Below are 25,797 nucleotides of genomic sequence, written 5' to 3'. Positions count from 1 at the left end.
TATGGGATTAACCAGCAACGATATCAACTTAAATGCATGATTTGGTCTGCATTAAAGGCTGCTGAAAACAGAAGGGATGCCGATGATGTATCGGTTCAAGTACTGTTTGGCAGTATTTACGCGGCGCTCAAAGTGTCGCCCCCAAATAATCCTGGGCGGTCTTTGGCTTGGTCTGAAGAGACGCTTGAGCAGTGGTTTCAGAACCAGCACGTCTGATTATTTCTGCAAATGAATATGAATTAGCTTTGTAAAAAATCATGGTCTCTATTAGAGCTTTTATTTAGATGGTTAATAAGTAATTAGCAAGAATAAATAAACACTTGTAAGTATTTATAATAATTAGCTATGATATAAATATTTTAATGATTAAATTGGCAATTCAAAAAGACAACTAATTACCCTAAAGATAATTATATCCATGTCGTACCAAGAACAAATATCACAGAGTCAACCCTTGTTCCGTCCGGAAGTAACAGCAAGTCACAGTCAACAGTGGCTAGGCGCTATCCGTTTGGCACGACCGATTTCGGCTTGGCTGATTGCTGGTGTTGCTTTGATCGTCACGATGATTCTCATCGCCTTTATCACATTGGGTAACGTCACCAAAAAAGCCCGCGTCACAGGCATCACCCTGCCGATTGGCGGTAGTATCAGCATCAGCGCGCCCAATGGAGGATTGCTAGTCAACAGCCACGTTATAGAAGGCCAAACTGTTAGCGTAGGCCAAATCCTGTTCGAGCTTTCTACTGAACGTCAAGGTGACAAAGGCGAAATTACCGCTCTAGTCGCCCAACAACTCGCCACCCGTCGGCAGACATTGGAAGCGGAACAAAGACTGCGCACAGCCCAAGCGATAGAAAAGAAACAGGCTTTAGTTCAAAGGTTGAATAACCTTACGACCGAAGCCAGTCAACTAGAACAAGAAATTGTCCTCACCCAACGTCGCCATAGCCTGGCCCAAGACAGTGTCACTAAATTCCAAACGCTGCAAAATAATGGCTATGTATCGGCGGCTCAGACCCAGCAAAAACAAGAAGACATGATTGATGTCGATACTCATTTGTCAACCCTACGTCGCAATAAGTTGCAGCTAGAGGCTAATCAACTTGCTATGCAAGCAGAGCTGAATGCTCAGGCTAATAGCTTAGCAACTGACCAGGCACAACTACAAAGAGCGGTCGCTAGCCTGCAACAAGAAATCGCAGAAAATAACAATCGTAAAACGAATCTGATCACCGCCAGCCAAGCAGGCACCGTTACCACATTGACCAATCAAACAGGCCAGATTATCAATGCTGGCCAAGTATTAGCAACCTTAATACCGTCATCCTCCAAGTTAGCGAAGACAACAGGCGCACCAGGCACAACAAAGACGACTGATGCAGCGCAGCTAGAGGTCCATCTCTACGCACCCAGCCGCACCGCAGGTTTCGTCGCCAAAGGACAGCAAGTCCTGATCCGCTATCAAGCCTACCCTTACCAAAAATTTGGACTGCAAAAAGGCACCGTTACCGACATTAGCGACACTCCATTCGCACCAAATGAATTACCCCCTAATTTAGCCAGTACGATTTTGAGTAACGCCCAGCAGAATATTCAAGGCTTCAACAGTAATGAAGCCTTGTACAGAATCAAAGTCAGACTAGAAAAACAAACAATAGATGCCTACGGACAAGTGCAAAATCTAAAGTCAGGTATGACCCTAGAGGCAGACATATTGCAGGACAAACGCAAGATTTGGGAATGGATTGCAGAGCCCGTGCTGGCAGTGACTAATCGAGGTAATTGACTACCAAATATTTTTTACCAGTCTCCAACAATTAAACGAACACCATATGGTTAATAACTATTTCAATATAAAAATTATGCAAAATTCCCCAATCAAATACGTTTTCTCCTACTTCTTGAAAATTGCTATCACGATAGCTTTTAGCTCTCACACGTTTGCAATTGCTGCCGAAAAACCAAAAATTGAGTCGTTTTTCACCAATGCCGCAATGCAAAAAGTAACAATCTCCCCTGACGGAAAAATCGTCGCAATGCTCATCGAATCTCAAAGTACCGGCTATTTACAGCTATTTACAATGGATTTAGATAGCATGGCTCTAAAAATTGTTGCAGGCTTTTCAAACGCCGACGTCGGTTCTTACGACTGGGTGAATAGCCAGCGGCTAGTTTACAGCGCTGCTTTCCATGATGTGGCACAGCGTGATTTGCGTTTCTTTCCTGGATTGTTTGCGGTGAATCGTGATGGCACCGACCGTATCGAGCTAGCGAGTCCCTTTCCTGGTGAACCTCGGACGACTGGATCTAATATTCAATCACAGAAATTAACAGGTTACACCTGGCTGATATCAACGGATAAAAGTCAACAAAGTGATGATGTGTTTGTTGGTCAATTCACCTTTAGCAACATTCAGGATGTGAAAGCGGTAAAACTGCTGCGATTGAATACTAAAACCGGCAAATCAAAAAATTATTCTGGTCCAGACAGCCCTACTAATTGGCTAATAGACGAGAGCGGAACCCCGCGTATTGCTGTAAAAAATAGTAGGGGCATAGACACTATTTATTACCTTGATCCTAAAGATACCGAATGGCACAAATTAACTGAATTCTCACAATTTGATCCAAAGGGTTTCACGCCGCTCAGTTTTACGCCAGACGGTAAGCTTTACGTAATCAGCAATGCTGGAAATGATACATCCTCGTTGTATCACTATGATTTAGCCAAAAATACGATGGACAAAGAACCGCTGGTGAAATTAGACGGTTACGATTTTTCAGGTTCTTTGATTATTGATGAAAAGAAAAACCGCGTTATTGGCGTCCACCACCTTACCGATGCCAGCGGTACCACCTGGCTAGATCCTGAACTGAAAGAAGTTCAAAAAAAGATTGATGATTTGTTACCCGGTACGATCAATCGCCTTTCTTTTCCACGCGGCGGTGCGTCGACCTATGTTGTCATTTCTGCGTTCTCTGATACCCAGCCAATCAGCTATTTACTCTACAAGCGAGATACCGGCAAGCTATCGGGAATAGGTAAATCCCGCCCCGACATTGATGCTAAAGAGATGTCCAAACAAATGTTTGTGCATTATTCAGCAAAAGATGGCTTGTCAATTCCTGCCTATCTAACTTTGCCAGTAGGGCATGACAAAAAAAATCTGCCACTCATTGTGCTCGTTCATGGCGGCCCCTATGTTCGCGGCAGCCAATGGGGCTGGGATCCTGAAGTGCAATTCCTCGCGTCGCGGGGTTACGCCGTACTGCAGCCGGAATTCCGTGGCAGCAAGGGTTTTGGTACTCAACATCTTGAGGCTGGTTTCAAGCAATGGGGCTTAAAGGTGCAAGAAGATATCGCCGATGGCGCCCGCTGGGCAATCGCTAATGGTTATGCTGATTCCAAGCGTATTTGCATTGCCGGCGCTAGCTATGGCGGATATGCAACGCTGATGGGGCTCGCCAAAAATCCTGAATTATTTCGCTGTGGTTTCGAGTGGGTCGGCGTCACAGATATCAATCTAATGTTCGAGTCAAGCTGGGAAAACGACATGTCGGAAGAATGGCAAAAATATGGCATGCCAGTAATGATCGGCGACAAAGTCAATGACGCAGCACAGTTAAGAGCGACCTCACCGGTCAATATCGCGGGTCAGATCAAACAACCCTTACTGATGGCTTATGGCGGGCAGACCGACGAGTGCCGATTAAACACGGAAAAAATTTCCGCGATGCAATTGCCTCGACCAACACGCAAGTTGAATGGATACAGTACAGCGATGAAGGTCACGGCTGGCAGCTTGTTAAAAATCGTGTTGATTTCTGGAGTCATGTAGAAAAATTTTTAGAAAAAAATCTAGCGCCGGAATAAATGGAATGTGTTCAACAAAGAAAATGTCGTACTTCTCAAGATTATGAAAACTGAGCTCTGCAAGTAAGCCTCTTAAGTTTTTGGTTGTCTTGATTGCAATTATTGGCAATGGACAAGTCCAATAGAAATACGGTATTTGGTATAAAAATTTAGCTTAATCAGAGCGGTGCGCAACGATATGGTTAGGTGATTACGGAAGGGCTGACCGGTTCAGTTCAATTAGAAATTAAATAGAGTAATGAAAATGAGAACACTTTTTTTAAATGAAGTTTGTGCAGTAAGTGGCGGCCAAATAGCGACTGTAACCGTCGAGGGAACAAAATTACTTAAAGCAGTTGACCTCACAATTGATTGGCCTGGAAATATTAGGGGTGACGCTTGCTACGCAAACTCGCCTTATTCTTCGACGCCAACACCATCTTATGACCCTAAGGCTGATGCTATAGAAACTTTCAAGTTCGCCACGCCAGCTGGAGCAGCAGTAGCCTTTGTTATTGAAGCTGTTAAGTCTATCGTCAAAAATCAAACTCCTTGATGGAGTCTACGTACCTTTTACAAGTAACGGCTTATAAAGCCATATTGACATTTAGTGGTATGAAGTAACGTAATTACCAACCTGGCTAAGGCGATATTTTCTTAGTCAGGTACTTTTATGAGAAAGTTTAATTGAAAACATTTCTATCAGATATTACCGTAAATTTTCTATATTCAACCTTTATTGGGCTACTCGTCATCATTTTATTAGTCTTATCTGGTGTGATCGATGACGACGTGGAAGGCTACACTCTAATTGCCTTCTCTTTAACGGTCATTTGGAGATACTGTCATTCTTTAGAGCGATCCGCTGCCAGCATAGATTTGATTCCATTTAGAGGGAAAATCAGTAGTTATCAAATTTTTTTGAGCGTGATGATATCTATTTGGGTTTTTATGACGCTCATGCTGAGTGTCCATTTTTTCCATGGAAAAATATTTATTTCAGAAAAATTAGAGTTGACGAATCTCAATTCGATAATATTGATAATCACTACGGCTGCGATGGAGGAAATCATTTTTAGAGGTTATATATTTGGATTTTTACGTACATTTTTAGGGAAAATTACCGCGATATTTTTAACTAGCGTTATTTTTTCCATAGCGCATTATCCATATAGTCTTAACCTGCTTAGTTTCGTTGATTACTTTTCTTTTGGAATATGTTTAAGCTTGTTGTCAATAAGGTACAACTCTTTAATTCCAGGAGCGATTTATCACGCTCTGTCTAATTATGGAATTGGGCTGAGCAGATTAAACATTGGGGGGAAGTTCAATCATTTGGGAATGTTCCATTTTGAAAATGGTAGCCCAAACAACAGTTATATGATTTCTAGTATCGTCGTTTCAATTTTAATCAGTGGGTATTTTTTTAAAATGAAAGAGATTACAAAGTCAAACTGAAAAATGTTGGCATCAATAAATAATTTCTGCAAAATTATCTGAAATTTCCGTTATGAAATCCCTCCTCCAAACAGAATCGAGCGAATGCGGTCTAGCTTGCTTAGCCATGGTCGCAAGCCATTATGGCTACCACACTGATCTCGCAGATTTACGTCGTCAATTCTCGATCAGTCTTAAAGGAGCGACGTTAGCTCAATTGATGCGCCATGCGTCGGCAATGCAATTGTCCACACGACCATTGCGCCTGGAGTTGGAGGAATTAGATCAGTTAGCGTTGCCATGTATTTTGCATTGGAACTTAAATCACTTCGTCGTCTTAAAAAAGATTACTAAAAATTGGCAAGGCAAAGTGACTTTGATTTTGCTTGACCCCGCAGTAGGTGAGCGTCGTGTTGCTTTGCAAGAGGCGTCGGCACACTTTACTGGTGTTGCTTGTGAATTGTCTCCAAGTGCGAGCTTTAAGCCCAAAGACGAGCGTAAAAAGATTGCTATCCGAGATTTAACCGGACACATCGTTGGCCTGCGTCGCGCCATTGTGCAAGTCATGGTACTAGCGTTGGCGTTAGAAATCTTTGCGATTACCTCCCCGCTGTTTAATCAATTTGTGGTGGATGAAGTCATTGTCAGTGGCGACCGCGAGTTACTGACGGTGCTGGTCATTGGCTTTGCTTTACTAATGGTGACTCAAACCGCGATCAGTCTGGCGCGTAGTTGGTTCTTGATGCGCTGGAGTATGGATATCAGTTTTCAATGGAGTGCTCGAGTTTTTGCGCATCTGACGCATTTACCGGTCTCTTTTTTTGAGAAGCGTCATCTGGGTGACGTGGTCTCTCGCTTTGGCAGTATTGGGGCGATCCAGAGTACGTTGACGAGTCTGTTTGTGGAGAGTGCCTTAGACGGTCTGATGGCCTTGCTGGCACTCGGCATGATGTTGTTATATAGCGTGAAGTTATCTGCCTTGGTAATTGTCACTGTCTTGGTGTATGCCGTATTACGCTGGGTGTTTTATCAACCATTTCGCGAGGCTTCGCAAGAACGTTTGGTCTTGTCCTCCAAAGAGAGTAGCCATTTTTTAGAAACCATCCGTGCGATCTCGCCGCTGAAATTATTTGGACGGGAAGAAGAGCGTCGTGCCCGCTGGCTTAATCTTAAAATGGATGTACAAAACCGCGATATCAAGACGCAGAAGATGTCGATATTGTTCAAGATTTCTAATACCACCTTATTTGGTATTCAGAGTCTGGCTTTGTTTTATATCGGCGCTGGACAAGTCATGCAGAACGTCTTGACGGTTGGGATGCTAATGGCTTTTTCTAGTTACGCCAGCACCTTCTCAGGTCGTTTCTTTAACGTCATTGACTTGGTAGTCAACCTAAAAATGCTAGGACTGCATAGCGAGCGCTTAGCCGATATCGTCTTGGAAGAAGCTGAAATCGATACCGTACAAGAAACCGATATGTCTCGCATACAGCCAACGATTAAACTTAAAAACCTGAAATTTCGTTATGCCGAGGGGGAGCCTTGGGTGTTAGACGGGATTAATCTGACCATTCCTGCAGGACAAAGCATTGCTCTGGTTGGCCCTAGCGGTTGTGGCAAAACGACTTTATGCAAAATCATTCTAGGTTTGCTTAAACCCACTGAGGGTGAAGTCTTGATTGATAATATTCCGACTAAGCAATTAGGTATAAATGCCTATCGCAAGCTAATTGGTACTGTGATGCAAGATGATGTATTGATGGCCGGCTCGATTCAGGACAACATCAGTTTTTTTGATGCACATACCAAGCAAGAACAGGTCGAGCACTGTGCTAGACAGGCGGCAATTCATGAGGATATTGCGGCCATGCCGATGGGTTATCAGACCTTGGTTGGGGACATGGGTAGTAGTTTGTCAGGAGGGCAAAAGCAGCGAGTCTTGCTAGCGCGTGCCTTGTACAAACAACCCAAGATTCTGGCATTAGATGAAGCCACGAGCCATCTGGATGTACAGAATGAACAAAAGGTCAATCACGCATTGGGCATGCTGAACTTGACTCGCATTATGGTTGCACATCGACCAGAGACAATTGCCAGTGCGGAGCGCGTGGTGTCATTACAGAACGGGAAAGCGGTAGAAATACGTGCTACGTCAATCGACCGCGCTGAACTTAAGCCTGATCAATTTGAGTCGCTGGCAGAACTACAGATGTTGGTTGCCTGATTATTTCAACTAACCAAGCCAATATTCATTGGCTTGGTTTTGTTTTCTCAATGAGAAAAGTTTGAATCTCTCTTCGGCACTTATCCTAAAAAGAAGAAAGCTAATGTATTGTCTTTTGACGGATAGCTGCGACTAACTCAGCAGCAGTAGGGTTGTAATAGCGCATCGCCATTTGCAAGGTTTTCCAGCCAAAGATTTTTGCCAGCGTTGCTGCGGGTAATACTTTCGCCCATCTGGACGCCGCTTCATGGCGTAGGTCATGAAAACGTAAATTGGTTATGTCAGCATGTCGACATAGCCGACTAAATGCCGCAGTAACGCCATCCGTTGCCTGGAATCCCGTCAATCGGCCATGTAGATGTTGCTGGGCACTGCGCAGAGCAGATTCTGCAGTGACTGACAAAGGCACATCCCGAGCAGTCCCGTTCTTTGTCATATCCAAATGAATAAAATGATGAGCTAGGTCGATTTGATCCCAAGTTAAGGACACCATTTCTCCGCAACGCATACCAGTTTCGATAGCAAGTACGATTAATAAACTTAGGTCAGATGATTCCCTCTTACGAGCAGTATCAAACAGGCGTATCTCTTCATCGCCAACCAGACGCCGGGAGCGGCCTCTGGGGAGTTTTGGTTTGCGAATATCGGTGATGGTATTGGCTACCGAAATTGACCAGTCACGACGGGCTGTATTGAGTACAGCAGAGAATACGGAAAGTTCTAGTTGTACTGTCTTCGGAGCGACTTCTTTTAGTCGCTGGTCACGGTAAGTGGAAAAGTCGACATTTTGTAGGCTGGCGAGTGGACGTAAAGCCAGAGGGTGTCGCATCAACTGCAAAAGACGGTAATTTTCTTTGACATGACCGCGCTTAGCGGGCGTTACTTCCAAGCGATAGCGTTCTAGTGCATCGCCGAGTGTCGTACTTTCTGCGGTTGAACGGTCGCTAAACTCGCCACGTCGCATTTTTGCCTCGACGTCTCTGGCCCAGTCGTTGGCTGCTTTGATGGTTTCTAAAGTGCGTGTTTGGGTTGGATAGCCTTTGCACCGGACAATGGCTTGATATTGATACGGACCGCGTTTATTGATTGTTGCCATACTTCTGCTCCAATTGAGGTTGAGGAACAGGGTATAGACACCGGCATTTCAAACGGAAGTGCAGCAAAATTGCAGCAATAAATCGTTTTAAATGCAAAAAGGCTTACAGCAATTCTGTAAGCCTTTGATTTTATTGGTTGCGGGGGCAGGATTTGAACCTACGACCTTCGGGTTATGAGCCCGACGAGCTGCCAGACTGCTCCACCCCGCGTCTGAGAACAACACTATATCCGATTTTGCTCTTGTCCGCAATGCCTATCTTGGATTTATAAGAGCATCGTCGATGTTGCCAGCACTTTAAAACCATTTTTCACGCAATTCAGATGTAGACAAAATTTGCCACTTTCTGTTTCAATTTCATGAATGAAGAACATCGAGACTGACGGTGATACACTCCTTAAAAATTGGTTATCAACATCATCCCATCGTCTATTCTTTTATATTTCTGTGCCATGAAATTTTGCTCCGAATGCGCCACCCCTGTTGTAATCCAGATTCCTGCTGACGACACGCGTGAACGCTTTGTTTGTCCTGCCTGCGGAACAATCCATTATCAAAATCCGAAAATGGTAGTTGGCTCCATTCCAGTCTGGGAGCAAGACGGTGAAATCAAAATCCTGCTATGCAAAAGAGCCATAGAACCTCGTCGTGGCTACTGGACCTTGCCTGCAGGTTTTATGGAAAATAACGAGACCACCGCCCAGGCTGCGCAGCGGGAAACTGAAGAAGAAGCCGGTGCACATATTCAATTGCATGAATTGTTTTCAATCCTCAACGTGCCACATGTGCATCAAGTGCACTTGTTTTATCGGGCGACGCTATTAGACTTAGATTATCTGGCAGGTGTAGAAAGCTTGGAAGTCGCTCTGTTTGCAGAAAAAGATATTCCCTGGAAGGACATCGCCTTCCCCACTGTAAGCCATACGCTCAAGTTCTTCTTTGAGGATTTTGCCAAGCTCGAGTCAGGCGGCCAATATACGTTGCATGAGCATGACATTTTCAAACCTATGCGCAGTGACTGACGATGCCCAACAATTAAAAGCTAAACCCACACAAATCTGCGTTGGTGATAACCGACCCAGATCAAAACAATTCATCACTTAAACTTTCTGAGTGAATAATAATTTTACTTTTACTATCCAATACAACGCGCAATGCATCACTCGATGCATAACCCGATATATCACGCGTTCGTAGAATTACCCAACATAGGTAAACTATGCAGCAACAGGCAGAACGTCTTAAGGTACTCAGCGCTGGTATTTTCAGTTTGATCTTAGCGGTTGGCGTGGCACGCTTTGCCTACACACCTTTGCTACCCATCATGCAAAAGCAAGCCGGACTCGGGGTATCTGAAGCCGGCTGGCTGGCGGCACTCAACTACGCCGGCTACCTGAGCGGCGCTTTAATTGCCTCGCAGATCAGCGACTTGCGACTGAAAGACCGGCTGTACCGGATCGGCATGGTATTTGCCGTACTTAGTACGATCCTGATGGGGCTGAGTGATCATTTTGCCGTTTGGGCGATTTCTCGCTATGTGGCAGGTTTATGCAGCGCCGCCAGCATGTTGCTAGGGACAGGACTGATTTTAAACTGGCTGATCCGCCACAATCATCGTAGCGAACTGGGTATACATTTTTCTGGTCTTGGAATTGGTATTGCTGGCTGCGCGGCGGCAGTCGCGGTAATGAGTCACTGGCTAGACTGGCGCGAACAATGGTTTGCTTTTGCTATTATCGGCTGCCTTTTGCTAGTCCCTGCATTACGCTGGCTGCCCGCGCCGGATAGCAGCAGCTTGACCAATTCTGGCCAAAAGATGGAAGACCACCCGCCCAGCAGCTTATTTTTAAAATTATTCATGGCGGCTTATTTTTGCACTGGTGTCGGTTACGTTGTCAGTGCGACGTTTATCGTCGCCATTGTTGACCACTTGCCCGGGCTGGCCGGTAAAGGAACCATGATATTTTTGGTGATTGGTCTTGCTGCCACGCCCGCCTGCATACTGTGGGATCTGATGGCGCGCCGGACCGGTGATCTAAATGCGCTGATCCTAGCGGCCGTATTGCAAATCATCGGTATTTTGTTGCCAGTGATGGTGGGTGGGCTCGCTGCATCGGTCGTCGGCGCATTACTGTTTGGCGGTACTTTTATTGGGATGGTAAGCCTGGTATTGACGATGGCAGGACGTTACTATCCAACGCGTCCGGCAAAAATGATGGGGAAAATGACGATATCTTATGGCGTAGCACAAATCATCGCGCCTATTATTACCGCTTGGTTCGCACTACATCAAGGTAGTTACGCATCGGGTTTATATCTGGCGGCTGGCGCCTTGTCGATTGGTACCGTACTATTGATAATGTTAAAAGCCTTAGAATCGCGTGAAACTCTCCGTAAGCTACCAGCATGACTAAAGCAAATCAAAGCAAACAAGCAGCATGATCCCTTGGCTAGATACTGACACCCCTTTTCCGGAAGTAGAAACCGCACTGCTGGAGATTGATGGCGCGGCTGGCTTACTGGCGGCCGGTGCAGATTTATCGCCAGAACGTCTGCTCAATGCTTACCAGCACGGTATCTTTCCCTGGTTTTCTGAAGGTCAGCCTATTTTATGGTGGTCAACCGATCCGCGCATGGTCTTGAAAGTCAGCGATTTTAAATTGTCTGACAGCCTAAAAAAGACCCTTAAAAAAATCTCCAAAGATTCGCACTGGGAAATCCGCTTCGACAGCGCATTCGAAGAAGTTATGCGGGCATGTGCCGATCCACGCAGAGATGGCGATGGCATCTCAAGCGGTACCTGGATATCAGAAGACATCATCGCCGGTTATGTGGGATTGCATCAGCGGGGCTTTGCCCATTCGACCGAGGTCTGGCTAGACGAGCAACTGGTCGGCGGTGCGTATGGTGTGTGCATCGGTCGCATGTTCTATGGTGAGTCGATGTTTGCACGGGTCACCGATGCCTCTAAAATCGCTCTGGCGCACCTGGTATTTTTCTTACGTAAAAACGATGTGGAAATGATAGACTGCCAGCAACAGACTGCGCATTTAGCGTCTTTGGGCGCCAAACTGATCTCTCGCAGCGAATTTATTCTTCACTTGCAACAAGCGATAGCAATGCCGCCCATCCTGGATTGGACGACTGAAAAGTTATTTACCAAATAAGCTTGAAATGATCTGATCAAAAACGTAATGGTAAAAATGCCGTGACACAGCTGAACGAATTACCTTTTTCCAGCATACAGTTTTATGCGACAGCGCCCTATCCATGCAGTTATCTGGATGGCTTGCAGGCGCGCTCGCAAGTCGCTACCCCGGCACATCTCATTAATGCCGATACGTATTCAGAGCTGATCAAAAACGGTTTCCGCCGAAGTGGCATATTTATATATCGTCCGCATTGTGACAACTGCCAGGCATGTACGCCGGTACGCGTCCGCGTCAATGAATTTAGCGTCAATCGTAGTCAGCGTCGCGCTAACAGCAAGCATGGCAAACTGGTCGCCCGGGTCGCCTCATTGACCTATTCGCACGAGCATTATGAGCTCTACCATCGCTACCAAAATCAGCGGCATGCCGGCGGCGGAATGGATCAGGATAGTCGTGACCAATATGCGCAGTTTCTACTGCAAAGTCGTGTCAACACGCGGTTGGTCGAGTTTCGCGACGAGCAAGATGTGCTGCGCATGGTCAGCATCATCGATATCTTGAGTGACGGCTTGTCGTCGGTCTATACCTTTTACGATCCGGATGACAGCAATGCGTCTTACGGCACTTACAATGTGCTGTGGCAAATTCAGCAATGCATAGAATTGAACTTGCCTTATCTGTATCTGGGCTACTGGATTGCCGCCAGCCCTAAGATGGCTTACAAGACCAATTTCAAACCGCTAGACGGCTTAATACAAGGTGAGTGGAAAGCTTTATGATGGGACTTACCCAAAATCACCCCGGCTGCCTTGCGGCATCTCGCCGAGACAAATTTCTATAAGCCTTGACAGAAACATATACTCACCCGTGTATTTTTTAACGTCCAATGATTCTCTGGACAACCACACCATTTTTTGCCAATACTCCCCTAAAAAAAATAAAATTATGCCTGATAAATTACTCTACGCCTTGGCTCGCCCTGTCCTGTTTGCGATGGATGCGGAGCAAGCGCACAACCTCACCTTGCCTGCCTTACGACGCTCTGCCGCCCTAGGTCTGACCAAACTAATCGCCAAACCCGCCAATGATGCGCGCACTGTCATGGGCATCCAGTTCCCCAACCCCGTTGGACTTGCGGCAGGTCTGGACAAAGATGGCGCGTATATCGATGGGTTGGCCGGGCTAGGATTTGGTTCGATTGAAATCGGCACGGTTACGCCACGCGCCCAGGCTGGCAACCCGAAGCCACGCATGTTTCGACTGCCAAAAGCCAATGCCATCATCAACCGCATGGGTTTTAATAATGGCGGCGTGGACGCGTTTGTCAGCAATGTGCAGGCGTCGCAGTTTTATCAGGATAAGCAAGGTGTGCTCGGACTTAACATCGGTAAAAATGCCGATACGCCGATAGAACGCGCAGCAGAAGACTATCTGCTTTGTCTGGAAAAAGTCTATCCCTATGCCAGCTATGTGACGGTCAACATCTCATCGCCCAACACAAAAAATCTGCGCCAGTTGCAAGGTGCCAGCGAAGTCGACGCCTTATTGGCGCAGCTCAAAGAAGCGCAACAAAAACTTGCCGATCATTACAAGCGCTATGTGCCGCTGGCATTAAAAATCGCGCCGGATATGGACAGCGAGCAAATCAAAAATATCGCCGAAGCCCTGCTGCGCCACAAAATTGATGGCGTCATCGCCACCAACACCACCATCACCCGCGACGCGGTAAAAGGCCTGGAACATGCTGAAGAGGCAGGCGGATTATCTGGCGAACCGGTATTTGAATTATCGAATAAAGTCATTCGCGCACTCAAATCCGAATTAGGCGATGCACTACCGATTATCGGCGTCGGCGGGATTTTTTCCGGCACGGACGCCAAGGCAAAAATCGATGCGGGCGCCGCCCTGGTACAACTGTATTCCGGCCTAATTTATCGTGGCCCAGCATTAGTCAGGGAATGCGCGGCAGCACTGAAAGCAAATTCAAAATCACGCTAAAGTCATGCTTATCTCAACCTTGGCTCAACCTTGGCTCAACCCTAGCTCAGGTTGAGAAAGCACCTTAATCTCTTTTTTCATTCTGAATTTTTCGTTCTGAGGATGTCAACTTATGCAAACAACTCAACTCGGCAGCAGCGATCTGCAAGTGTCCAAAATCTGTCTTGGCACCATGACCTTTGGTGAACAAAATACCGAAGCCGAAGCACATAGCCAGCTCGATTACGCATTAGAACGCGGCATTAATTTTATTGATACCGCAGAGATGTACCCAGTCATGCCGCGTGCCGAAACTCAAGGTTCGACTGAACGTTACATCGGCACCTGGCTCAAAAAATCCGGCAAGCGCAAAGAGATTATTCTCGCCACTAAAGCAGCAGGTCCGTCGCGCGGTTTTGGCTGGATACGTAATGGCGATACCGATCTGACACCTGCCAACATCCGTGCCGCAGTCGAGACCAGCTTGCAACGCTTACAAACGGATTACATCGATCTGTATCAACTACACTGGCCTAGCCGCAACGCACCGATCTTCGGCCAAAAGTCTTTTGACCCAAAGCTAGAACGTCCTTCGGCAGCCATCGCCGACACGCTGGGCGCGCTCAATGATCTGATCAAAGACGGCAAGCTGCGCCAGATCGGCGTCTCGAACGAAACATCTTGGGGCGTCAGTGAGTTTATTAAAGAAGCCGAGAAGCAATCCGCCAACCGCATTGTCTCTATCCAAAATGCCTACAACCTAGTCAATCGCGGGTTTGAACAAGGACTGGACGAGACCTGCTTCCGCGAAAACGTCGGTCTGCTAGCCTACAGCCCGCTCGCCTTCGGTCAGCTCACCAACAAATATAACGAAGATGCCAACGCAACAGGTCGCCTAACCCGCTTCCCGGCAACCTGGAGCCCACGCTACATGCGCCCGACCGTATTCGAAGCCAGTCGCCGCTATGCAGAACTCGCCCGCGCCAACGGCATGACGCCCGCGCAACTCGCGCTGGCATGGTGCTATTCACGCTGGTTAGTCGCCAGCACGATTATCGGCGCCACGAATTTGACGCAGCTAAAAGAAAATATCGATGCGTTTGAACTCCGTTTGTCAGATGAAGTCATCGCCAAAATTAACGCGATTCATGCCGAGGTTTGCAATCCGGGGCAATAAGCTCTTATTTACCTTGTTGAGGTCCAAAAACTAATGACAAGGCAAAAAATCATTGCCCCAAATAACCAATGCCCTTCGGGGCATTTTTTTCGCCTGCGTATTTTGTATTTTGTAAATTACGTTTTTAACTTATGTGCGTATTGGAATAAATAAATTTTATGTGTTGGGTATCGTACAGAGCGAGCAATAAATGAGGTTTATAAAACAACAATCGGTAATAAAGAAGGACTTAGGCAAAATTGTCCCGCCAAGAGGTAGCGACGAATTTATTACGGGAGACGCTGCAATGCCGCCGGGGCGGTTTTGCGTAAGTCCTAAGGAATAACCAGATTTAGCTGGAAGTCACACCAAAACCAGCAGAGTAGCAAAGTAGCAACTGAACCCACTCACTTCAACAGAAGAACTATATGACCAACTTATTAAAAACAAAAGCAGCAGAATTTGCTTACGATCCAGATAATTTACTGGATACTTTAATCCGCCAATTACATTTTAAAAACGATGCCGCACTATCCAGAGCGCTGGAAGTAGCACCGCCAGTCATTAGCAAAATACGTCATCGTAGATTGCCCGTTGGCGCATCATTATTGATACGCATGCACGAAATCTCGAACGTCAGCATTAAAGATCTACGCGCATTTATGGGCGACAGACGCGCGAAATTTCGGATCAGTCCAAAGCATTTCAAACCCAGTGCAAACGATATGAGCAACGCTTGATATCAGACTCGTTGAGCAACATGCGATGACCGGTTTGAAACAAGCTCATACCGGTCGTCACAAAAAACGGTGGCGAGGGACAGCCCGTCCTCAAACCATCTTCATCCAGCAAAGGAACAAGCCATGAAACCGCAAACCAAAGCACCAAGCCAACATCAGCACAACGGCAAATCACATCCTTCCGATATGGAAGCCGCAAAAAACCAAAAGCAAAAAGCCGAGCAAACCGAAGTTGCAGGACGCCATAAAAATGACGGACAAAAAGATCACAAGGGCGCGCGTTAAATTAATAAGCGCATGCTGTACTTACTGTAGAAAACGGTTAGATGCTTGAAGAATAATTGGAGTGCGGGAAAAGGTCAGTTATTTTGGTTTGCATTTGATCGGATTGGATTCAGTGTTTTAGTAAAGATTTCTATACCTACGTCTTTTCCGCAATTTTCAGCTGATCCTCTCTCTCCATAGATGGCTGCTAATAATCGTTCGACCCAACCTCCGGAGTAGTTAATATTGACCGCTCGACTCAAAATTTCGTTGGTTGCCTTTACATATATTGTTTGTTCTGAACGATAATAAATATCGTTTATGTTTCCATGCTTAAACTCATACACGTATTTACTAATTGGCTGACCACCAATCTCCATATCAATGGCGCCGTCATCTTTGAGTATCATTCTAGCCAACTGACCTCCAGGACCTCTACCCTCAATATACTTATATCCATATTTTTTTATCCACCCTTCAGTAGGTGAATTTAGTGGATCGTAAAATCCGGGCGCATTGTCAACAACACGATAAATCTTCAATCCCGATTCGGCGTTACACATCTGATGAAGACGATATCGTCCATAAGCTGCATCTGCCGTCGGGATGGCGATAAATATTATTGCGACAAACGGTCGCAACCACCACGGTTTGATATAACTAATCAACAGACTGGCCAGTAACACATAAATAACGGCTAAAAATAGTAATATCAGTAAGCCCATTTAAGTGACCCTTTTTAGATGTGATTGAAAATAAGCGGTCATCTTTTAATATTTATTTTGTTGGTTTAATTGGTTTAAGTGTTTGAGGAACCATTTCTATTCCTACGTCTTGCCCGCAATTTTCTGCTGATCCAGTCTCACCGTAGAGCCCCGCTAACAAGCGTTCGACCCAACCCCCGGTGAAGCTAATATTGACGACCCGACTTAAAATTTCGTTTGTTGCTTTTACATATATTATTTGTTCTACTCGGTAGTAAATATCGGTTATGTTTCCATGCTTAAATCCATAGGCGTATTTACTAATTGATTCGCCACCGATTTCCTCGCTAATAGAACCATTCTCTTGGAGAGTCAGCCTAGTAAGTTGCCCCCCAGGCCCGCTACCTTCAATATACCTATATCCATAATTTTTTAACCATTCCTCGTTGGGGGAAATAAACGCACTATAAAATCCTGGCACATTGTCAACGACACGATAAATCTTCAATCCCGATTCGGCGTTACACATCTGATGAAGACGATATCGTCCATAGACTGCGTCTGCCGTCGGGATGGCGATAAATATTATTGCGACAAACGGTCTCAACCACCACGGCTTAATGTAGCTAATCAACAGACTGACCAATAACACATAAATAACAGCTAAAAATAGCAGTATCAGTAAACCCATTTAGATCACCTATTTGTTAACTGTGTCGAGTTCGCTTCGACACGACGAATTGATTGAACCCGAGGAATAAGCTGACTCCAAAGCCGCACAGTAAAAATCCATTGGAACGGGAGTTGCAGCGCAATTCTGGATTTAAACCAAATCGACTGTCGGCGTGAGGCAAAATATCTGCATCTGGCATTCAACCATTCGCTGTCAAACCCTGACCATTCTCCGGCGATAGTTATCAGGTTTGCGGAGACAGCGGGAGCAACTTCATAGTTATGAATAGCAATCACCTCTTCAATCGAATAGGGCGAAGCAGCGATGACGCGAGCAATATGGTCAAATTGAAAATCCTGGAGTTCTGTGTCAAGCCAAAAATCCGAAAGCGCCTCCCACACAGGAGCGCGCAGGAGTAGATCGTCGGCGGTGAGTGCTGCGCTCATATATTGGACGATGTATGTTTATTCATCTTCAGTATGTAATGGAAACAGGGGAAATATATCGTCGGTTTGTCGGGGCTGGAAAACAGAATAAGGTGCCGTTTTACTCTGTCAGACTCAACAACAATATACCTAGCTAGTCAGTGAAATTGATATCTGAGATGGTTTTGATTCTATCAACGAAATTTACAGTGCTGATAAAATTTTTAGAGTCTCCGAATCAGCATTTCCAGAGCTCGAAAGACGCATCACTGGATTAGATGCTCAGGCTATGCGTCATATGCATACTCCCCATATTTTTATAGAAATATGCCTTATCGTCCAATCATTATATGGACAGTCTAAATATACCCCTACCAAGTAATTCAACATTGCTACTAATTAAACTGATACCTGACGTTCGTGAATGTATCGCTGGTCAACATAGTAAGCCCAAAGATCCCCGTCGCTTGGATAAAGCCTTGAGCACTAAACATCTAGGCAAAATTAAAAAGACCAAAGATAAGCTTTGACTTGATCTGAAAATACTTCTATTATTTCTGTAACGACAGAAATTAAGGAAATGCCATGCAACTGACACCGACTATGCAAAAGTACATCCTTCATTGGGGTGAAATGGGTACACGCTGGGGTGTCAATCGTACTGTGGCACAAATCCACGCACTGCTTTTTCTGTGCAATAAGCCACTACCAGCCGAGGATATTGCCGATACGCTGAATGTCGCCCGCTCTAATGTCAGCAATAGCCTGAAAGAATTACAAAGCTGGGGGCTGGTAAAAATTACTCATGTGCTGGACGACCGCCGCGATCATTTTGTGGCCTTGCAAGACGTGTGGGAAATCTTCCGCGTCATTAGCGAGGAGCGTAAACGCCGCGAGATTGATCCTACCCTGACTGTATTGCGGGAATGCGCTTTGGAAGCGGAAAACGATCCCGGATTGGAAGCGGCGACTAAAGCGAAAATGGATCAAGTGCTGGCTTTTTTGGAAATGCTGACGGCTACCTATGAAGACTATAAACATCTGCCACCGGCAACCTTGCAGCGTTTTTTAAAAATGGGTGGCAAGGTGGCGCGCCTGATCAGCAATGATTAATTGCTCAAGCGTCATCGTGAATCAATCATGCGCAAGTAAAAACATCCGAAACAATTTTGACTCAAGGAGTTACTAAAATGAGCGCCCTAAGTACCCCAAAACTAACGCTGTATTTCGATGGTAATTGCCCTTTCTGCGCAGCAGAAATGCATAGATTAAAAACTTGGGATAGCGCTGGTAATCTGGCGTTTACCGATATCGCCGCCGGTGATTTCTCACCTGATTTTTTGGGTGTGACGATGGAAGCACTCGGTCAGGAATTGCATAGTCTGACAGATCAAGGTGAGCTGTTGGTTGGGCTAGACAGTATGCTGGTCGCTTATACCTTGGTAGGCCGTGCATGGATGGTTGCACCTTTGCGCATACGCTTGCTGCGCCCTGCACTGTCTAGCTTATATCGCAGTTTTGCCCGCAACCGTTATCGGATGTCTGCCTTATTGGGATACAAAATACCCGCCTGTAATGAGGAAGTATGTCGCAGAGAGAATCCGTTTCTGTAATCGGCGCCTTATTTCCGCTTTTTTTCGCTTTTTTTTCACCAGTTATTTCTGTCTATACAGAAATTAGAGATATAAAATGAGTTCCATACCAAAAAACACAAAAAGAATATGGCTGGTCAGGTGGATGTACGCCGCTGCCGCGATGCATTTATTGGTCGGTGCTTTGTTGCCCTGGATCGCCAATGCATCAATTTTCAATAATTACCATCACGGGATAGAACTCGCCTTCTGGGGCGATGCCTGGAATAGTTTACATACCTTAACTACATCGGGCGCAGCGACTGTACGTGCCCAGCAGGTTTGGTGGATATCGCTATTTGGGCCGACGGTGCAATCCACCGCGATCTGGATGGGCGCACTGGTCTATTTTGGCGACCAGCAACGTAGCAGCTTCGCCTGGAAAGCTCTCATTATCGGGATCGTCGTGTGGGCACCGCAAGACATGCTGATCTCATTACAAGCCGATTGCTGGAACCATGTCTGGGTTGACCTGTTCGCGGTAGTCATGATGTTGCCTCCGCTGATCTGGCTATGGCGCGAAGATCAAGCCAGATTGACAAGGGCAGCATCATGAATAGCATTCTCTGGATTTTAGTGGCGCAAGGTGTGTTAGGTGCACTGGATGTACTAATCAATCACGAGTGGCGTGAAGGCTTGCCGCAACGACCTAGCGCCATTCTGGAGCAAGCCATCCACGGCGTGCGTGAGGTGTTATATGCCGTGGTCTTTGCCGGACTTGCCTGGGTTGAATGGCACGGTAGCTGGGCCTGGCTTTTTGCAGCGGTGCTAGTGATTGAGGTCTTGCTCACCGCCTGGGATTTTGTAGAAGAAGATCGCACACGCACATTATCTGCCACCGAGCGCGTCATGCATCTGGCGCTGAGCATGGGCGGTGGCGCTTATTGCGCCTTGCTGATTCCGGTTTTATTGACTTGGGCGACATTGCCAGATCAGATGCATTACGTCCACTACGGCGTTACCTCATGGTTATTAAGTCTCATGAGCATCGGCGTATTTGGCTGGGGTGTCCGAGATATGTTGGCAGCGTGGACGATGCAAAGTACGAAGTCAGCGACGCATTTTTCAATCGCATCCAGCTAATGAGCTAATCCATTGCAATTATAAAAGTGGGGCTAAAAGAAGAAGGATCAGAGATGAACATACTTGTATTAGGTGCGACCGGTCTGATAGGCAGCAACGTAGCGGTGGCCTTGCTCCAAAGTGGATACAACGTGATTGCGGTAAGCCGCAACAAACCAACTGCGATGCCCGTTGACCAAAAATCTGCAAAGTCGGCCACAAGCTACCAATGGCGTGAGATTGATTTTGCCGGCATGACGACAGAACAAGCCTGGTTGCCGCATTTAAAAAATATTGATGTTGTCATCAATTGTGTGGGAATTATTCGAGAAGTCAAAGCTGGTGATTTTGATGTGCTGCACCGGGCTGCGCCTATCGCCTTGTTTGCTGCGTGCGAGCGGCTTGGCATCGGTCAGCTTATCCAGGTTTCTGCTTTGGGTAGCAACGCAGATGCCACGACCGGATACTGGCGCAGCAAGGGTGCTGCAGAAGACGATTTGCGGCAACGTCATTTGAATGCCAGCATCCTCCGCCCCTCATTGGTCTATGGCGATAAGGGTGCTAGCAGTCAGCTATTTTTAATGTTGGCGACGTTGCCGATACTGGCGATGCCGCTAGCGCACCGCGCGTTAGTACAACCTATCCATATCGATGATTTGACGGCTGCGATCGTTCAACTGGTGGTGCTAGGTAAAAACGCACCAAAAGAAGTGGCAACAGTAGGGCCGCGTGCAATGAGCATGGCAGAATATCTGACGGCAATCCGTAGTGGCATCCGGGCAGCGCCGGCAATCGTTGTTGACTTACCTTTGCCAGTTGCCAAGGTGGTGGCAAGGATCGCGGCACTGCATCCGACCAGCGCGTTGACGCCAGAGTCACTCGTCATGCTGACCGAGAGCACCGACGGCAGCAATACCGCAGACGACGCAGATATCAGGCAATTATTAGGCTACACACCACGCGATCCGGCACTATTTACCCGACCAGAACAAAAGCTAAACGCGGTAGCCAGTTGGGGCTTGCCTATGCTGCGCTTTGTGATGGCAGGATTGTGGCTATTGACGGCCTATGTGTCCTGGTTTGCCTGGCCGCACCAAGAGAGTTTGCAATGGCTTGCCGCTTGCGGTGTAGCGACCGTGTGGCAGGAGCCAACTTTGCTCGCTGCCAGCCTGACGGATGCGGCATTGGGTCTCGCCTTATTGCTGCGTGACCGCCGATGGTTGTGGCTATTACAGTTAGGATTAGTCGGATCATATACAGCGATCATGAGCATTTTTCTTCCCCACTTTTGGGCACACCCATTTGGTCCTTTGAGCAAAAATCTGCCCTTGCTGGCAATCATGTTCGTCATGTGGCGCATGGCGGGTGAGGATACGGACAAGGATACATATCCAGTCAACGCCACCTCAACACAAAATACAAAATACAAAAACGAGAAAATAGCATGGACTACCTCACCATTAAAACGCTGCATATCCTGTCTGCGACCCTGATGTTTGGCACCGGATTTGGTACCGCGTTCTATCTATTTTTTATTAATCGCAGCGGTAATGTCCAAGCGATCGCTGTGGTGACGCAATGGGTTGTCCGAGCTGATTGGTGGTTCACGACACCTGCAGTGATTATCCAACCACTTTCTGGTTTTTGGATGATACGGCTTGCAGGTTTTCCGCTCGGTTCCAGCTGGATCATCTGGTCATTGGCGCTGTATGTGCTAGCAGCGGTTTGCTGGTTACCCGTAGTTTGCTTGCAGCTAAAAATGCGCAACATGGCAGCGCTGGCAGCAAGCAACAATCTGGCATTGCCAGACCGCTACTGGTTATTTGAAAAAATCTGGACTGCGTTGGGATTCCCGGCATTTGGCGGGTTGCTGGTTGTGTATTGGTTGATGGTGCACAAACCAGTTTAAGACTTTTCTTTTAGCTTTTTTAAGGCCGGCATAATATGACAATTATCGAACGTAGTATCGAAATCAATGCAAAGATCAACTTGGTTTATCAGGTCTCGCAAGACTATGGAGTTCGCTATGAGTGGGACCCATTTCCAGAAAAAATTGCTGTTGTTGACGACGCCGGTGCCGCACTTCAAATAGGGACACAGGTCGAAGTGCATTCCAAATTAGGTATGTCCATGATCGTCGAATTTGTGCAATTGATGCCGCCAGAGCGTGCTGCAGTGACGATGATTAAGGGGCCCTGGTTTTTAGAAAAATTCGCAGGCTCGTGGATCTTCAACCGCACTGGGGATAAGCAGACCCTGGCGCGATTTCGATACACGATCATTGCCAAGCCTGCTTATCTGCGTATCTTGATTGAACCGATAGCAGCACTCTATTTTGCGAGGGTAATACAACATCGCTTATCAGGCTTGAAAACGTTTTGCGAGAAGCAAATAGTCTCAGGTGACAATTCAATCTAATTTATTATCATCACCTGCCCGTCTTCCAAGCTATCTCCGCCAGATCAGCAATCTAATTACTGCATCGCCCGCACTGCAATCGGCACATTGCACAGATCAATATAGCCTGCGGGGACTTTGTACCAGTCGCCACCACGATTACGTTGTGCCTCAACGATGGCTTTAAAGGTTGGCGTATCGGTGCGTATCACCTCCAATTTAGTACGTTCGGCTTCTGGCACATCAGCCGCGATACGGATTGATTTGATCGGCGTCATGGTCTCGGTTTCTTTATAAAACCCCATGGGGCCAGTACCACGGGGTAAGGTGGTCAGCAATTCCATACCCTGCATGACGCGACCAACCAAAGTGATATTTCTGTCCAACTGGCGAGGCGCATGTCCGGTCACTACATACAAGGAGCTGCCGTCACCGCTATTGACCTCGTTATCTCTGCCAACCCCGACGCTAGCGTAACAATGTGCTAGCCAGGCAGTACCGGTTTTAGGATCACGTCCAGCCGGAAAGCCATTTACATGACCAACCTGCGGTGCAAAACCATCTACATCCGGCAAACGAGTGAACGGTAGTTTTTTGTCGTATTTGACAGTGAATTCGGGGTCCAGATTTTTACGGGCGCTCTTCATATCACGCTTGCCCGAAGAGTCCTCCCATTCGACCACATAGTTTTCTTGTGAGCGGACGATATCCATACCGTTGAAAAAACCTTCTCTGACCATGGTTTCAATATTTTTCACATGATTAGGCGCAAAGTCAGGTGCAAGCTCGATCACGACTCGTCCCTTTTCCAGATCCATATACAAGGTATTGTTTGGATCAAGTGGTCGCCAGTCACTGGCAGCAGAGGCTTTAATTACATCTGCTATGGTAGGTTTAGCCACCGCTTTTACAGGCGTAGTTGCGGGTGTAGTGGCAGATGTCTTAGCCAAGGGCTTAGTGTCACTAGCGAGAGCAGTATTGACCCAGGCAACTGATAGCAACAAGCTGGCAGTAGTTAATACGGCACCAGCTAGCTTTGTTTTTTTATAGGCATGCGAAACAGAATTTTGTACAGATGCGTGCATAGCGTGACTCCAAAAAAATAACGAATACTGTGGACTTACCAAGAGAAATTGCCTGTCGAGCCAGATTATTGAAGGTACGCGATAGGTAGAAATTTGTCTAGTGTCTGTGATGTCCAGCAGGCTGCATAGAGTACAAAATGCAACGCGTATTTGCATTGCATTTGAACGAAAAACTGAATGAAGTTGATTGAAAATATTTTCTATAAATGAGCTAAAAATCTGACGCGCTTGTTATGATCAATGTTTAGAAAAAGCATCCCAATTTATGAAACCTACTCGTTCAGGATTTACCTTAATAGAATTGATGGTCGTCGTCGCGATTATTGCTATCTTAGGTGCTGTGGCTTATCCCTCAATTCAATTGCGCGTCATTCGACAGCAAATCGAATCTATTACCCCCCTCACTGATGTCGCAAAAAAACCTATCGCCGCAGCATGGGCATCTACACAAAAAATGCCTGCTGATAATGCCGCTGCCGGTTTGCCGAGTGCCGATAAAATGGTCAGTAATTTTGTGAGTGAGGTGAAAGTACAGGATGGCGCAATCAATATTACCTTCGGCAATCAGGTGAATAATGCGATCAAAGGCAAAGTATTAACGATGCGCCCTGCTGTTGTTGCAGATGCACCCATTGTGCCAGTCACTTGGGTATGCGGCGCAGCAGATGTGCCCGATAAAATGACGGTACTAGGTGTTGATCAAACTACGGTTCCGGCAGGGATGCTGCCACTTAGTTGCCTGAAACGGGTGAAGTAGTGCACGGATCATCATTGGACGCTTCAATAGAAACTTTCAATACATTTCTAATTCCATCTGAATATATAAGCTCATTGTTTTAGCTTTTCACATTGGGCATTTTTGAACGGGCCACCAGCACGCGTCCATCCCTCCCCGGGTGAAGTTTGCGAGCAAATTTCAATCGACTCAATTTTGCTACGCCATTTATACCAATCGGCTGGCGCAGCGATTGCGCTGGCGACTAACAGCATCCCAATTGATAGCAGTGACTTGAATAGATATTTCACTTTGAGTCTCTTTTACCTAAGCCAATTGGAGTAAATATGGGTAGCAATACATCTAGCTTAGCTTAATTTTAGCTATTGCCAAACACATCGCAAGATCATCTTTTGGACAATTTATAAACCAAATTACAAATGCCCATAAAAAAACCTGCCGGAGCAGGTTTTTTAAAAATTTAGTACCAATTATTTTTTAGTACGACGCATTACGCCAAAAGCCAACAGACCTAGACCAAACAAAGCCATTGTTGCTGGTTCTGGTACTGCACCTGCTGCGATCGTTACGTTTTTAATTTGAACAGAGCCATCAAACGAAGCTTGACCTGGCGCATGTGCAAATTCAACTTTTTTGATCAAACTGTCAGAAGTAATGCCATAAAAGCCAGTTGGATTGGTGATAGCCAAAACGGAATTATCACCGAAAGTAATGTATTCGTTGTAACCGGAGTTGATAGACAGATTAACGGAGAAACCATAAACGCCATTAACTGTACCGAAATTAGTTCCAGTCAAATCAATATAGCCAGATCCGTTGCAACCCCAGCAAAGACCTCCACCGGTAATGATATTCCAGTTTTGGAAGCCAGTAGAAACATAGCCGATGTTGCCGATAGAAGCCGCTTTAGCTTGAGCGTTGTTCAAAATTTCAAAATTGCCGCCATTCCAGGTTGCAAAATTATCTGTTTCTGCCTGATTAACTGATTGCAAGAAACTAGCTTGGCTTGCATAGTTAATATAACTTGCGTGCGCGCTGCTGATGGCAACCAGTGCAATTCCGGTGGTCAATACTAAACTTTTTACTAATTGAGCTTCTTGCAAAATACCCAAACCAGTAAAGTCGAGCATGGGTGTGGCCACTGTTGCGATTGGTTTTCTTGTTTGAAGCGGCACATGTGAC

Annotated in this window: 28 protein-coding genes, 1 tRNA gene and 1 pseudogene; 22 read left to right on the top strand and 8 right to left on the bottom strand. The window is 46.3% G+C overall.

Annotation, left to right across the window (positions count from 1 at the left end; translation table 11 throughout):
• The 6 genes and pseudogenes from AAKU61_RS19285 to AAKU61_RS19260 all read left to right on the top strand — a co-directional run.
• Nucleotides 1–216 (top strand): hypothetical protein (locus tag AAKU61_RS19285; protein ID WP_354334889.1); only part of this gene is annotated, 216 nt, incomplete at its 5' end.
• 202 nt (nucleotides 217–418) lie between these two features.
• On the top strand, nucleotides 419–1,789 hold the full coding sequence (locus AAKU61_RS19280; RefSeq protein WP_354334887.1) for an HlyD family secretion protein: 1,371 nt from the start codon (nucleotides 419–421) through the stop codon (nucleotides 1,787–1,789).
• Nucleotides 1,790–1,835: 46 nt separating this feature from the next.
• Nucleotides 1,836–3,877, top strand: a pseudogene (locus AAKU61_RS19275) (S9 family peptidase).
• Nucleotides 3,878–4,121: 244 nt separating this feature from the next.
• Entirely contained in the window at nucleotides 4,122–4,412 is a 291-nt protein-coding gene (locus AAKU61_RS19270; RefSeq protein ID WP_354334886.1) for a hypothetical protein, read from the top strand.
• 131 nt (nucleotides 4,413–4,543) lie between these two features.
• Complete coding sequence (locus AAKU61_RS19265; RefSeq protein WP_354334884.1) at nucleotides 4,544–5,314, top strand: CPBP family intramembrane glutamic endopeptidase; 771 nt, start codon at nucleotides 4,544–4,546, stop codon at nucleotides 5,312–5,314.
• A gap of 52 nt (nucleotides 5,315–5,366) precedes the next feature.
• A complete protein-coding gene (locus tag AAKU61_RS19260) occupies nucleotides 5,367–7,517 on the top strand; it encodes a peptidase domain-containing ABC transporter (protein ID WP_354334882.1) in 2,151 nt (716 codons plus the stop codon).
• A gap of 100 nt (nucleotides 7,518–7,617) precedes the next feature.
• On the opposite strand, the gene AAKU61_RS19255 is transcribed toward AAKU61_RS19260, so the two are convergent.
• Both AAKU61_RS19255 and AAKU61_RS19250 read right to left on the bottom strand, forming a co-directional pair.
• Nucleotides 7,618–8,613 (bottom strand): site-specific integrase, encoded by a 996-nt coding sequence (locus tag AAKU61_RS19255; RefSeq protein WP_354334880.1) that lies wholly within the window; start codon nucleotides 8,611–8,613, stop codon nucleotides 7,618–7,620.
• A gap of 134 nt (nucleotides 8,614–8,747) precedes the next feature.
• Nucleotides 8,748–8,824 (bottom strand) — tRNA-Met (locus AAKU61_RS19250).
• A gap of 241 nt (nucleotides 8,825–9,065) precedes the next feature.
• On the opposite strand from AAKU61_RS19250, the gene AAKU61_RS19245 reads away from it, so the two are divergent.
• The 8 genes from AAKU61_RS19245 to AAKU61_RS19210 all read left to right on the top strand — a co-directional run bounded on the left by AAKU61_RS19245 (nucleotide 9,066) and on the right by AAKU61_RS19210 (nucleotide 15,923).
• Nucleotides 9,066–9,635 (top strand): NUDIX hydrolase, encoded by a 570-nt coding sequence (locus AAKU61_RS19245; protein ID WP_354334878.1) that lies wholly within the window; start codon nucleotides 9,066–9,068, stop codon nucleotides 9,633–9,635.
• 197 nt (nucleotides 9,636–9,832) lie between these two features.
• Nucleotides 9,833–11,023, top strand: a complete 1,191-nt coding sequence (locus tag AAKU61_RS19240; protein WP_354334876.1) for a YbfB/YjiJ family MFS transporter — start codon at nucleotides 9,833–9,835, stop codon at nucleotides 11,021–11,023.
• 28 nt (nucleotides 11,024–11,051) lie between these two features.
• On the top strand, nucleotides 11,052–11,780 hold the full coding sequence (gene aat / locus AAKU61_RS19235; RefSeq protein WP_354334874.1) for a leucyl/phenylalanyl-tRNA--protein transferase: 729 nt from the start codon (nucleotides 11,052–11,054) through the stop codon (nucleotides 11,778–11,780).
• 41 nt (nucleotides 11,781–11,821) lie between these two features.
• On the top strand, nucleotides 11,822–12,544 hold the full coding sequence (locus tag AAKU61_RS19230) for an arginyltransferase (protein WP_354334872.1): 723 nt from the start codon (nucleotides 11,822–11,824) through the stop codon (nucleotides 12,542–12,544).
• Between the two features lie 166 nt (nucleotides 12,545–12,710).
• On the top strand, nucleotides 12,711–13,763 hold the full coding sequence (locus AAKU61_RS19225; protein ID WP_354334870.1) for a quinone-dependent dihydroorotate dehydrogenase: 1,053 nt from the start codon (nucleotides 12,711–12,713) through the stop codon (nucleotides 13,761–13,763).
• A 112-nt stretch (nucleotides 13,764–13,875) separates the two neighbouring features.
• Complete coding sequence (locus AAKU61_RS19220; RefSeq protein WP_354334868.1) at nucleotides 13,876–14,919, top strand: aldo/keto reductase; 1,044 nt, start codon at nucleotides 13,876–13,878, stop codon at nucleotides 14,917–14,919.
• A gap of 407 nt (nucleotides 14,920–15,326) precedes the next feature.
• Nucleotides 15,327–15,638: a hypothetical protein gene (locus tag AAKU61_RS19215; protein ID WP_354334866.1), complete on the top strand. Its 312-nt coding sequence runs from the start codon at nucleotides 15,327–15,329 to the stop codon at nucleotides 15,636–15,638.
• A gap of 123 nt (nucleotides 15,639–15,761) precedes the next feature.
• On the top strand, nucleotides 15,762–15,923 hold the full coding sequence (locus AAKU61_RS19210) for a hypothetical protein (protein WP_322119633.1): 162 nt from the start codon (nucleotides 15,762–15,764) through the stop codon (nucleotides 15,921–15,923).
• A 74-nt stretch (nucleotides 15,924–15,997) separates the two neighbouring features.
• Here the strand turns inward: AAKU61_RS19210 and AAKU61_RS19205 are convergent, their stop codons facing one another.
• The 3 genes from AAKU61_RS19205 to AAKU61_RS19195 are packed head-to-tail and all read right to left on the bottom strand — an operon-like array spanning nucleotide 15,998 to nucleotide 17,725.
• Entirely contained in the window at nucleotides 15,998–16,627 is a 630-nt protein-coding gene (locus tag AAKU61_RS19205) for a hypothetical protein (protein WP_354334864.1), read from the bottom strand.
• A 52-nt stretch (nucleotides 16,628–16,679) separates the two neighbouring features.
• A complete protein-coding gene (locus AAKU61_RS19200) occupies nucleotides 16,680–17,297 on the bottom strand; it encodes a hypothetical protein (protein ID WP_354334862.1) in 618 nt (205 codons plus the stop codon).
• Nucleotides 17,298–17,302: 5 nt separating this feature from the next.
• Nucleotides 17,303–17,725, bottom strand: a complete 423-nt coding sequence (locus AAKU61_RS19195; RefSeq protein WP_354334860.1) for a DUF7079 family protein — start codon at nucleotides 17,723–17,725, stop codon at nucleotides 17,303–17,305.
• A 564-nt stretch (nucleotides 17,726–18,289) separates the two neighbouring features.
• On the opposite strand from AAKU61_RS19195, the gene AAKU61_RS19190 reads away from it, so the two are divergent.
• The 7 genes from AAKU61_RS19190 (at nucleotide 18,290) to AAKU61_RS19160 (ending at nucleotide 22,815) form a co-directional block, all read left to right on the top strand.
• Complete coding sequence (locus AAKU61_RS19190; protein WP_354334858.1) at nucleotides 18,290–18,817, top strand: GbsR/MarR family transcriptional regulator; 528 nt, start codon at nucleotides 18,290–18,292, stop codon at nucleotides 18,815–18,817.
• A 77-nt stretch (nucleotides 18,818–18,894) separates the two neighbouring features.
• Nucleotides 18,895–19,317: a thiol-disulfide oxidoreductase DCC family protein gene (locus AAKU61_RS19185; RefSeq protein WP_354334856.1), complete on the top strand. Its 423-nt coding sequence runs from the start codon at nucleotides 18,895–18,897 to the stop codon at nucleotides 19,315–19,317.
• 76 nt (nucleotides 19,318–19,393) lie between these two features.
• Complete coding sequence (locus tag AAKU61_RS19180; protein WP_354334854.1) at nucleotides 19,394–19,891, top strand: cell division protein; 498 nt, start codon at nucleotides 19,394–19,396, stop codon at nucleotides 19,889–19,891.
• Nucleotides 19,888–20,418 carry a hypothetical protein gene (locus AAKU61_RS19175; RefSeq protein ID WP_354334852.1) on the top strand — a complete coding sequence of 177 codons (531 nt, stop codon included), beginning with the start codon at nucleotides 19,888–19,890 and terminating at the stop codon, nucleotides 20,416–20,418. The genes AAKU61_RS19180 and AAKU61_RS19175 overlap by 4 nt, the downstream gene beginning before the upstream one ends.
• A 53-nt stretch (nucleotides 20,419–20,471) precedes the next feature.
• Nucleotides 20,472–21,890 carry an NAD(P)H-binding protein gene (locus tag AAKU61_RS19170; RefSeq protein ID WP_354334851.1) on the top strand — a complete coding sequence of 473 codons (1,419 nt, stop codon included), beginning with the start codon at nucleotides 20,472–20,474 and terminating at the stop codon, nucleotides 21,888–21,890.
• On the top strand, nucleotides 21,842–22,306 hold the full coding sequence (locus AAKU61_RS19165) for a DUF2269 family protein (protein WP_354334849.1): 465 nt from the start codon (nucleotides 21,842–21,844) through the stop codon (nucleotides 22,304–22,306). The genes AAKU61_RS19170 and AAKU61_RS19165 overlap by 49 nt, the downstream gene beginning before the upstream one ends.
• Before the next feature lie 35 nt (nucleotides 22,307–22,341).
• Nucleotides 22,342–22,815, top strand: coding sequence for an SRPBCC family protein (locus AAKU61_RS19160; RefSeq protein WP_354334847.1), 474 nt, complete (start codon nucleotides 22,342–22,344; stop codon nucleotides 22,813–22,815).
• Nucleotides 22,816–22,871: 56 nt separating this feature from the next.
• Here the strand turns inward: AAKU61_RS19160 and AAKU61_RS19155 are convergent, their stop codons facing one another.
• Complete coding sequence (locus AAKU61_RS19155) at nucleotides 22,872–23,879, bottom strand: peptidylprolyl isomerase (RefSeq protein ID WP_354334845.1); 1,008 nt, start codon at nucleotides 23,877–23,879, stop codon at nucleotides 22,872–22,874.
• Between the two features lie 265 nt (nucleotides 23,880–24,144).
• Between AAKU61_RS19155 and AAKU61_RS19150 the strand changes: the two genes are divergently transcribed.
• Entirely contained in the window at nucleotides 24,145–24,636 is a 492-nt protein-coding gene (locus AAKU61_RS19150; RefSeq protein WP_354334843.1) for a pilin, read from the top strand.
• 71 nt (nucleotides 24,637–24,707) lie between these two features.
• Here AAKU61_RS19150 and AAKU61_RS19145 read toward each other — a convergent pair whose 3' ends face one another.
• Nucleotides 24,708–24,905: a hypothetical protein gene (locus AAKU61_RS19145; RefSeq protein ID WP_354334841.1), complete on the bottom strand. Its 198-nt coding sequence runs from the start codon at nucleotides 24,903–24,905 to the stop codon at nucleotides 24,708–24,710.
• 180 nt (nucleotides 24,906–25,085) lie between these two features.
• On the bottom strand, nucleotides 25,086–25,797 hold a 712-nt coding region (locus AAKU61_RS19140), incomplete at its 5' end, for a PEP-CTERM sorting domain-containing protein (protein ID WP_354334839.1).

Origin of the sequence: Undibacterium sp. GrIS 1.2 (assembly GCF_040544435.1) — a bacterium.
In the GTDB taxonomy this organism is placed as follows: domain Bacteria; phylum Pseudomonadota; class Gammaproteobacteria; order Burkholderiales; family Burkholderiaceae_D; genus Undibacterium.
This window is presented reverse-complemented; position numbering and strand designations above follow the sequence as displayed.

Bases quoted from the DNA above. Each gene is read 5' to 3' on its own strand.
- AAKU61_RS19280 (WP_354334887.1), top strand. From the start codon at position 419: ATGTCGTACCAAGAACAAATATCACAGAGTCAACCCTTGTTCCGTCCG.
- AAKU61_RS19240 (WP_354334876.1), top strand. From the start codon at position 9,833: ATGCAGCAACAGGCAGAACGTCTTAAGGTACTCAGCGCTGGTATTTTC.
- AAKU61_RS19270 (WP_354334886.1), top strand. From the start codon at position 4,122: ATGAGAACACTTTTTTTAAATGAAGTTTGTGCAGTAAGTGGCGGCCAA.
- AAKU61_RS19180 (WP_354334854.1), top strand. From the start codon at position 19,394: ATGAGTTCCATACCAAAAAACACAAAAAGAATATGGCTGGTCAGGTGG.
- AAKU61_RS19205 (WP_354334864.1), bottom strand. From the start codon at position 16,627: ATGGGCTTACTGATATTACTATTTTTAGCCGTTATTTATGTGTTACTG.
- aat (WP_354334874.1), top strand. From the start codon at position 11,052: ATGATCCCTTGGCTAGATACTGACACCCCTTTTCCGGAAGTAGAAACC.
- AAKU61_RS19160 (WP_354334847.1), top strand. From the start codon at position 22,342: ATGACAATTATCGAACGTAGTATCGAAATCAATGCAAAGATCAACTTG.
- AAKU61_RS19165 (WP_354334849.1), top strand. From the start codon at position 21,842: ATGGACTACCTCACCATTAAAACGCTGCATATCCTGTCTGCGACCCTG.
- AAKU61_RS19200 (WP_354334862.1), bottom strand. From the start codon at position 17,297: ATGGGTTTACTGATACTGCTATTTTTAGCTGTTATTTATGTGTTATTG.
- AAKU61_RS19215 (WP_354334866.1), top strand. From the start codon at position 15,327: ATGACCAACTTATTAAAAACAAAAGCAGCAGAATTTGCTTACGATCCA.
- AAKU61_RS19225 (WP_354334870.1), top strand. From the start codon at position 12,711: ATGCCTGATAAATTACTCTACGCCTTGGCTCGCCCTGTCCTGTTTGCG.
- AAKU61_RS19255 (WP_354334880.1), bottom strand. From the start codon at position 8,613: ATGGCAACAATCAATAAACGCGGTCCGTATCAATATCAAGCCATTGTC.
- AAKU61_RS19185 (WP_354334856.1), top strand. From the start codon at position 18,895: ATGAGCGCCCTAAGTACCCCAAAACTAACGCTGTATTTCGATGGTAAT.
- AAKU61_RS19175 (WP_354334852.1), top strand. From the start codon at position 19,888: ATGAATAGCATTCTCTGGATTTTAGTGGCGCAAGGTGTGTTAGGTGCA.
- AAKU61_RS19245 (WP_354334878.1), top strand. From the start codon at position 9,066: ATGAAATTTTGCTCCGAATGCGCCACCCCTGTTGTAATCCAGATTCCT.
- AAKU61_RS19195 (WP_354334860.1), bottom strand. From the start codon at position 17,725: ATGAGCGCAGCACTCACCGCCGACGATCTACTCCTGCGCGCTCCTGTG.
- AAKU61_RS19220 (WP_354334868.1), top strand. From the start codon at position 13,876: ATGCAAACAACTCAACTCGGCAGCAGCGATCTGCAAGTGTCCAAAATC.
- AAKU61_RS19210 (WP_322119633.1), top strand. From the start codon at position 15,762: ATGAAACCGCAAACCAAAGCACCAAGCCAACATCAGCACAACGGCAAA.
- AAKU61_RS19170 (WP_354334851.1), top strand. From the start codon at position 20,472: ATGAACATACTTGTATTAGGTGCGACCGGTCTGATAGGCAGCAACGTA.
- AAKU61_RS19190 (WP_354334858.1), top strand. From the start codon at position 18,290: ATGCAACTGACACCGACTATGCAAAAGTACATCCTTCATTGGGGTGAA.
- AAKU61_RS19150 (WP_354334843.1), top strand. From the start codon at position 24,145: ATGAAACCTACTCGTTCAGGATTTACCTTAATAGAATTGATGGTCGTC.
- AAKU61_RS19260 (WP_354334882.1), top strand. From the start codon at position 5,367: ATGAAATCCCTCCTCCAAACAGAATCGAGCGAATGCGGTCTAGCTTGC.
- AAKU61_RS19155 (WP_354334845.1), bottom strand. From the start codon at position 23,879: ATGCACGCATCTGTACAAAATTCTGTTTCGCATGCCTATAAAAAAACA.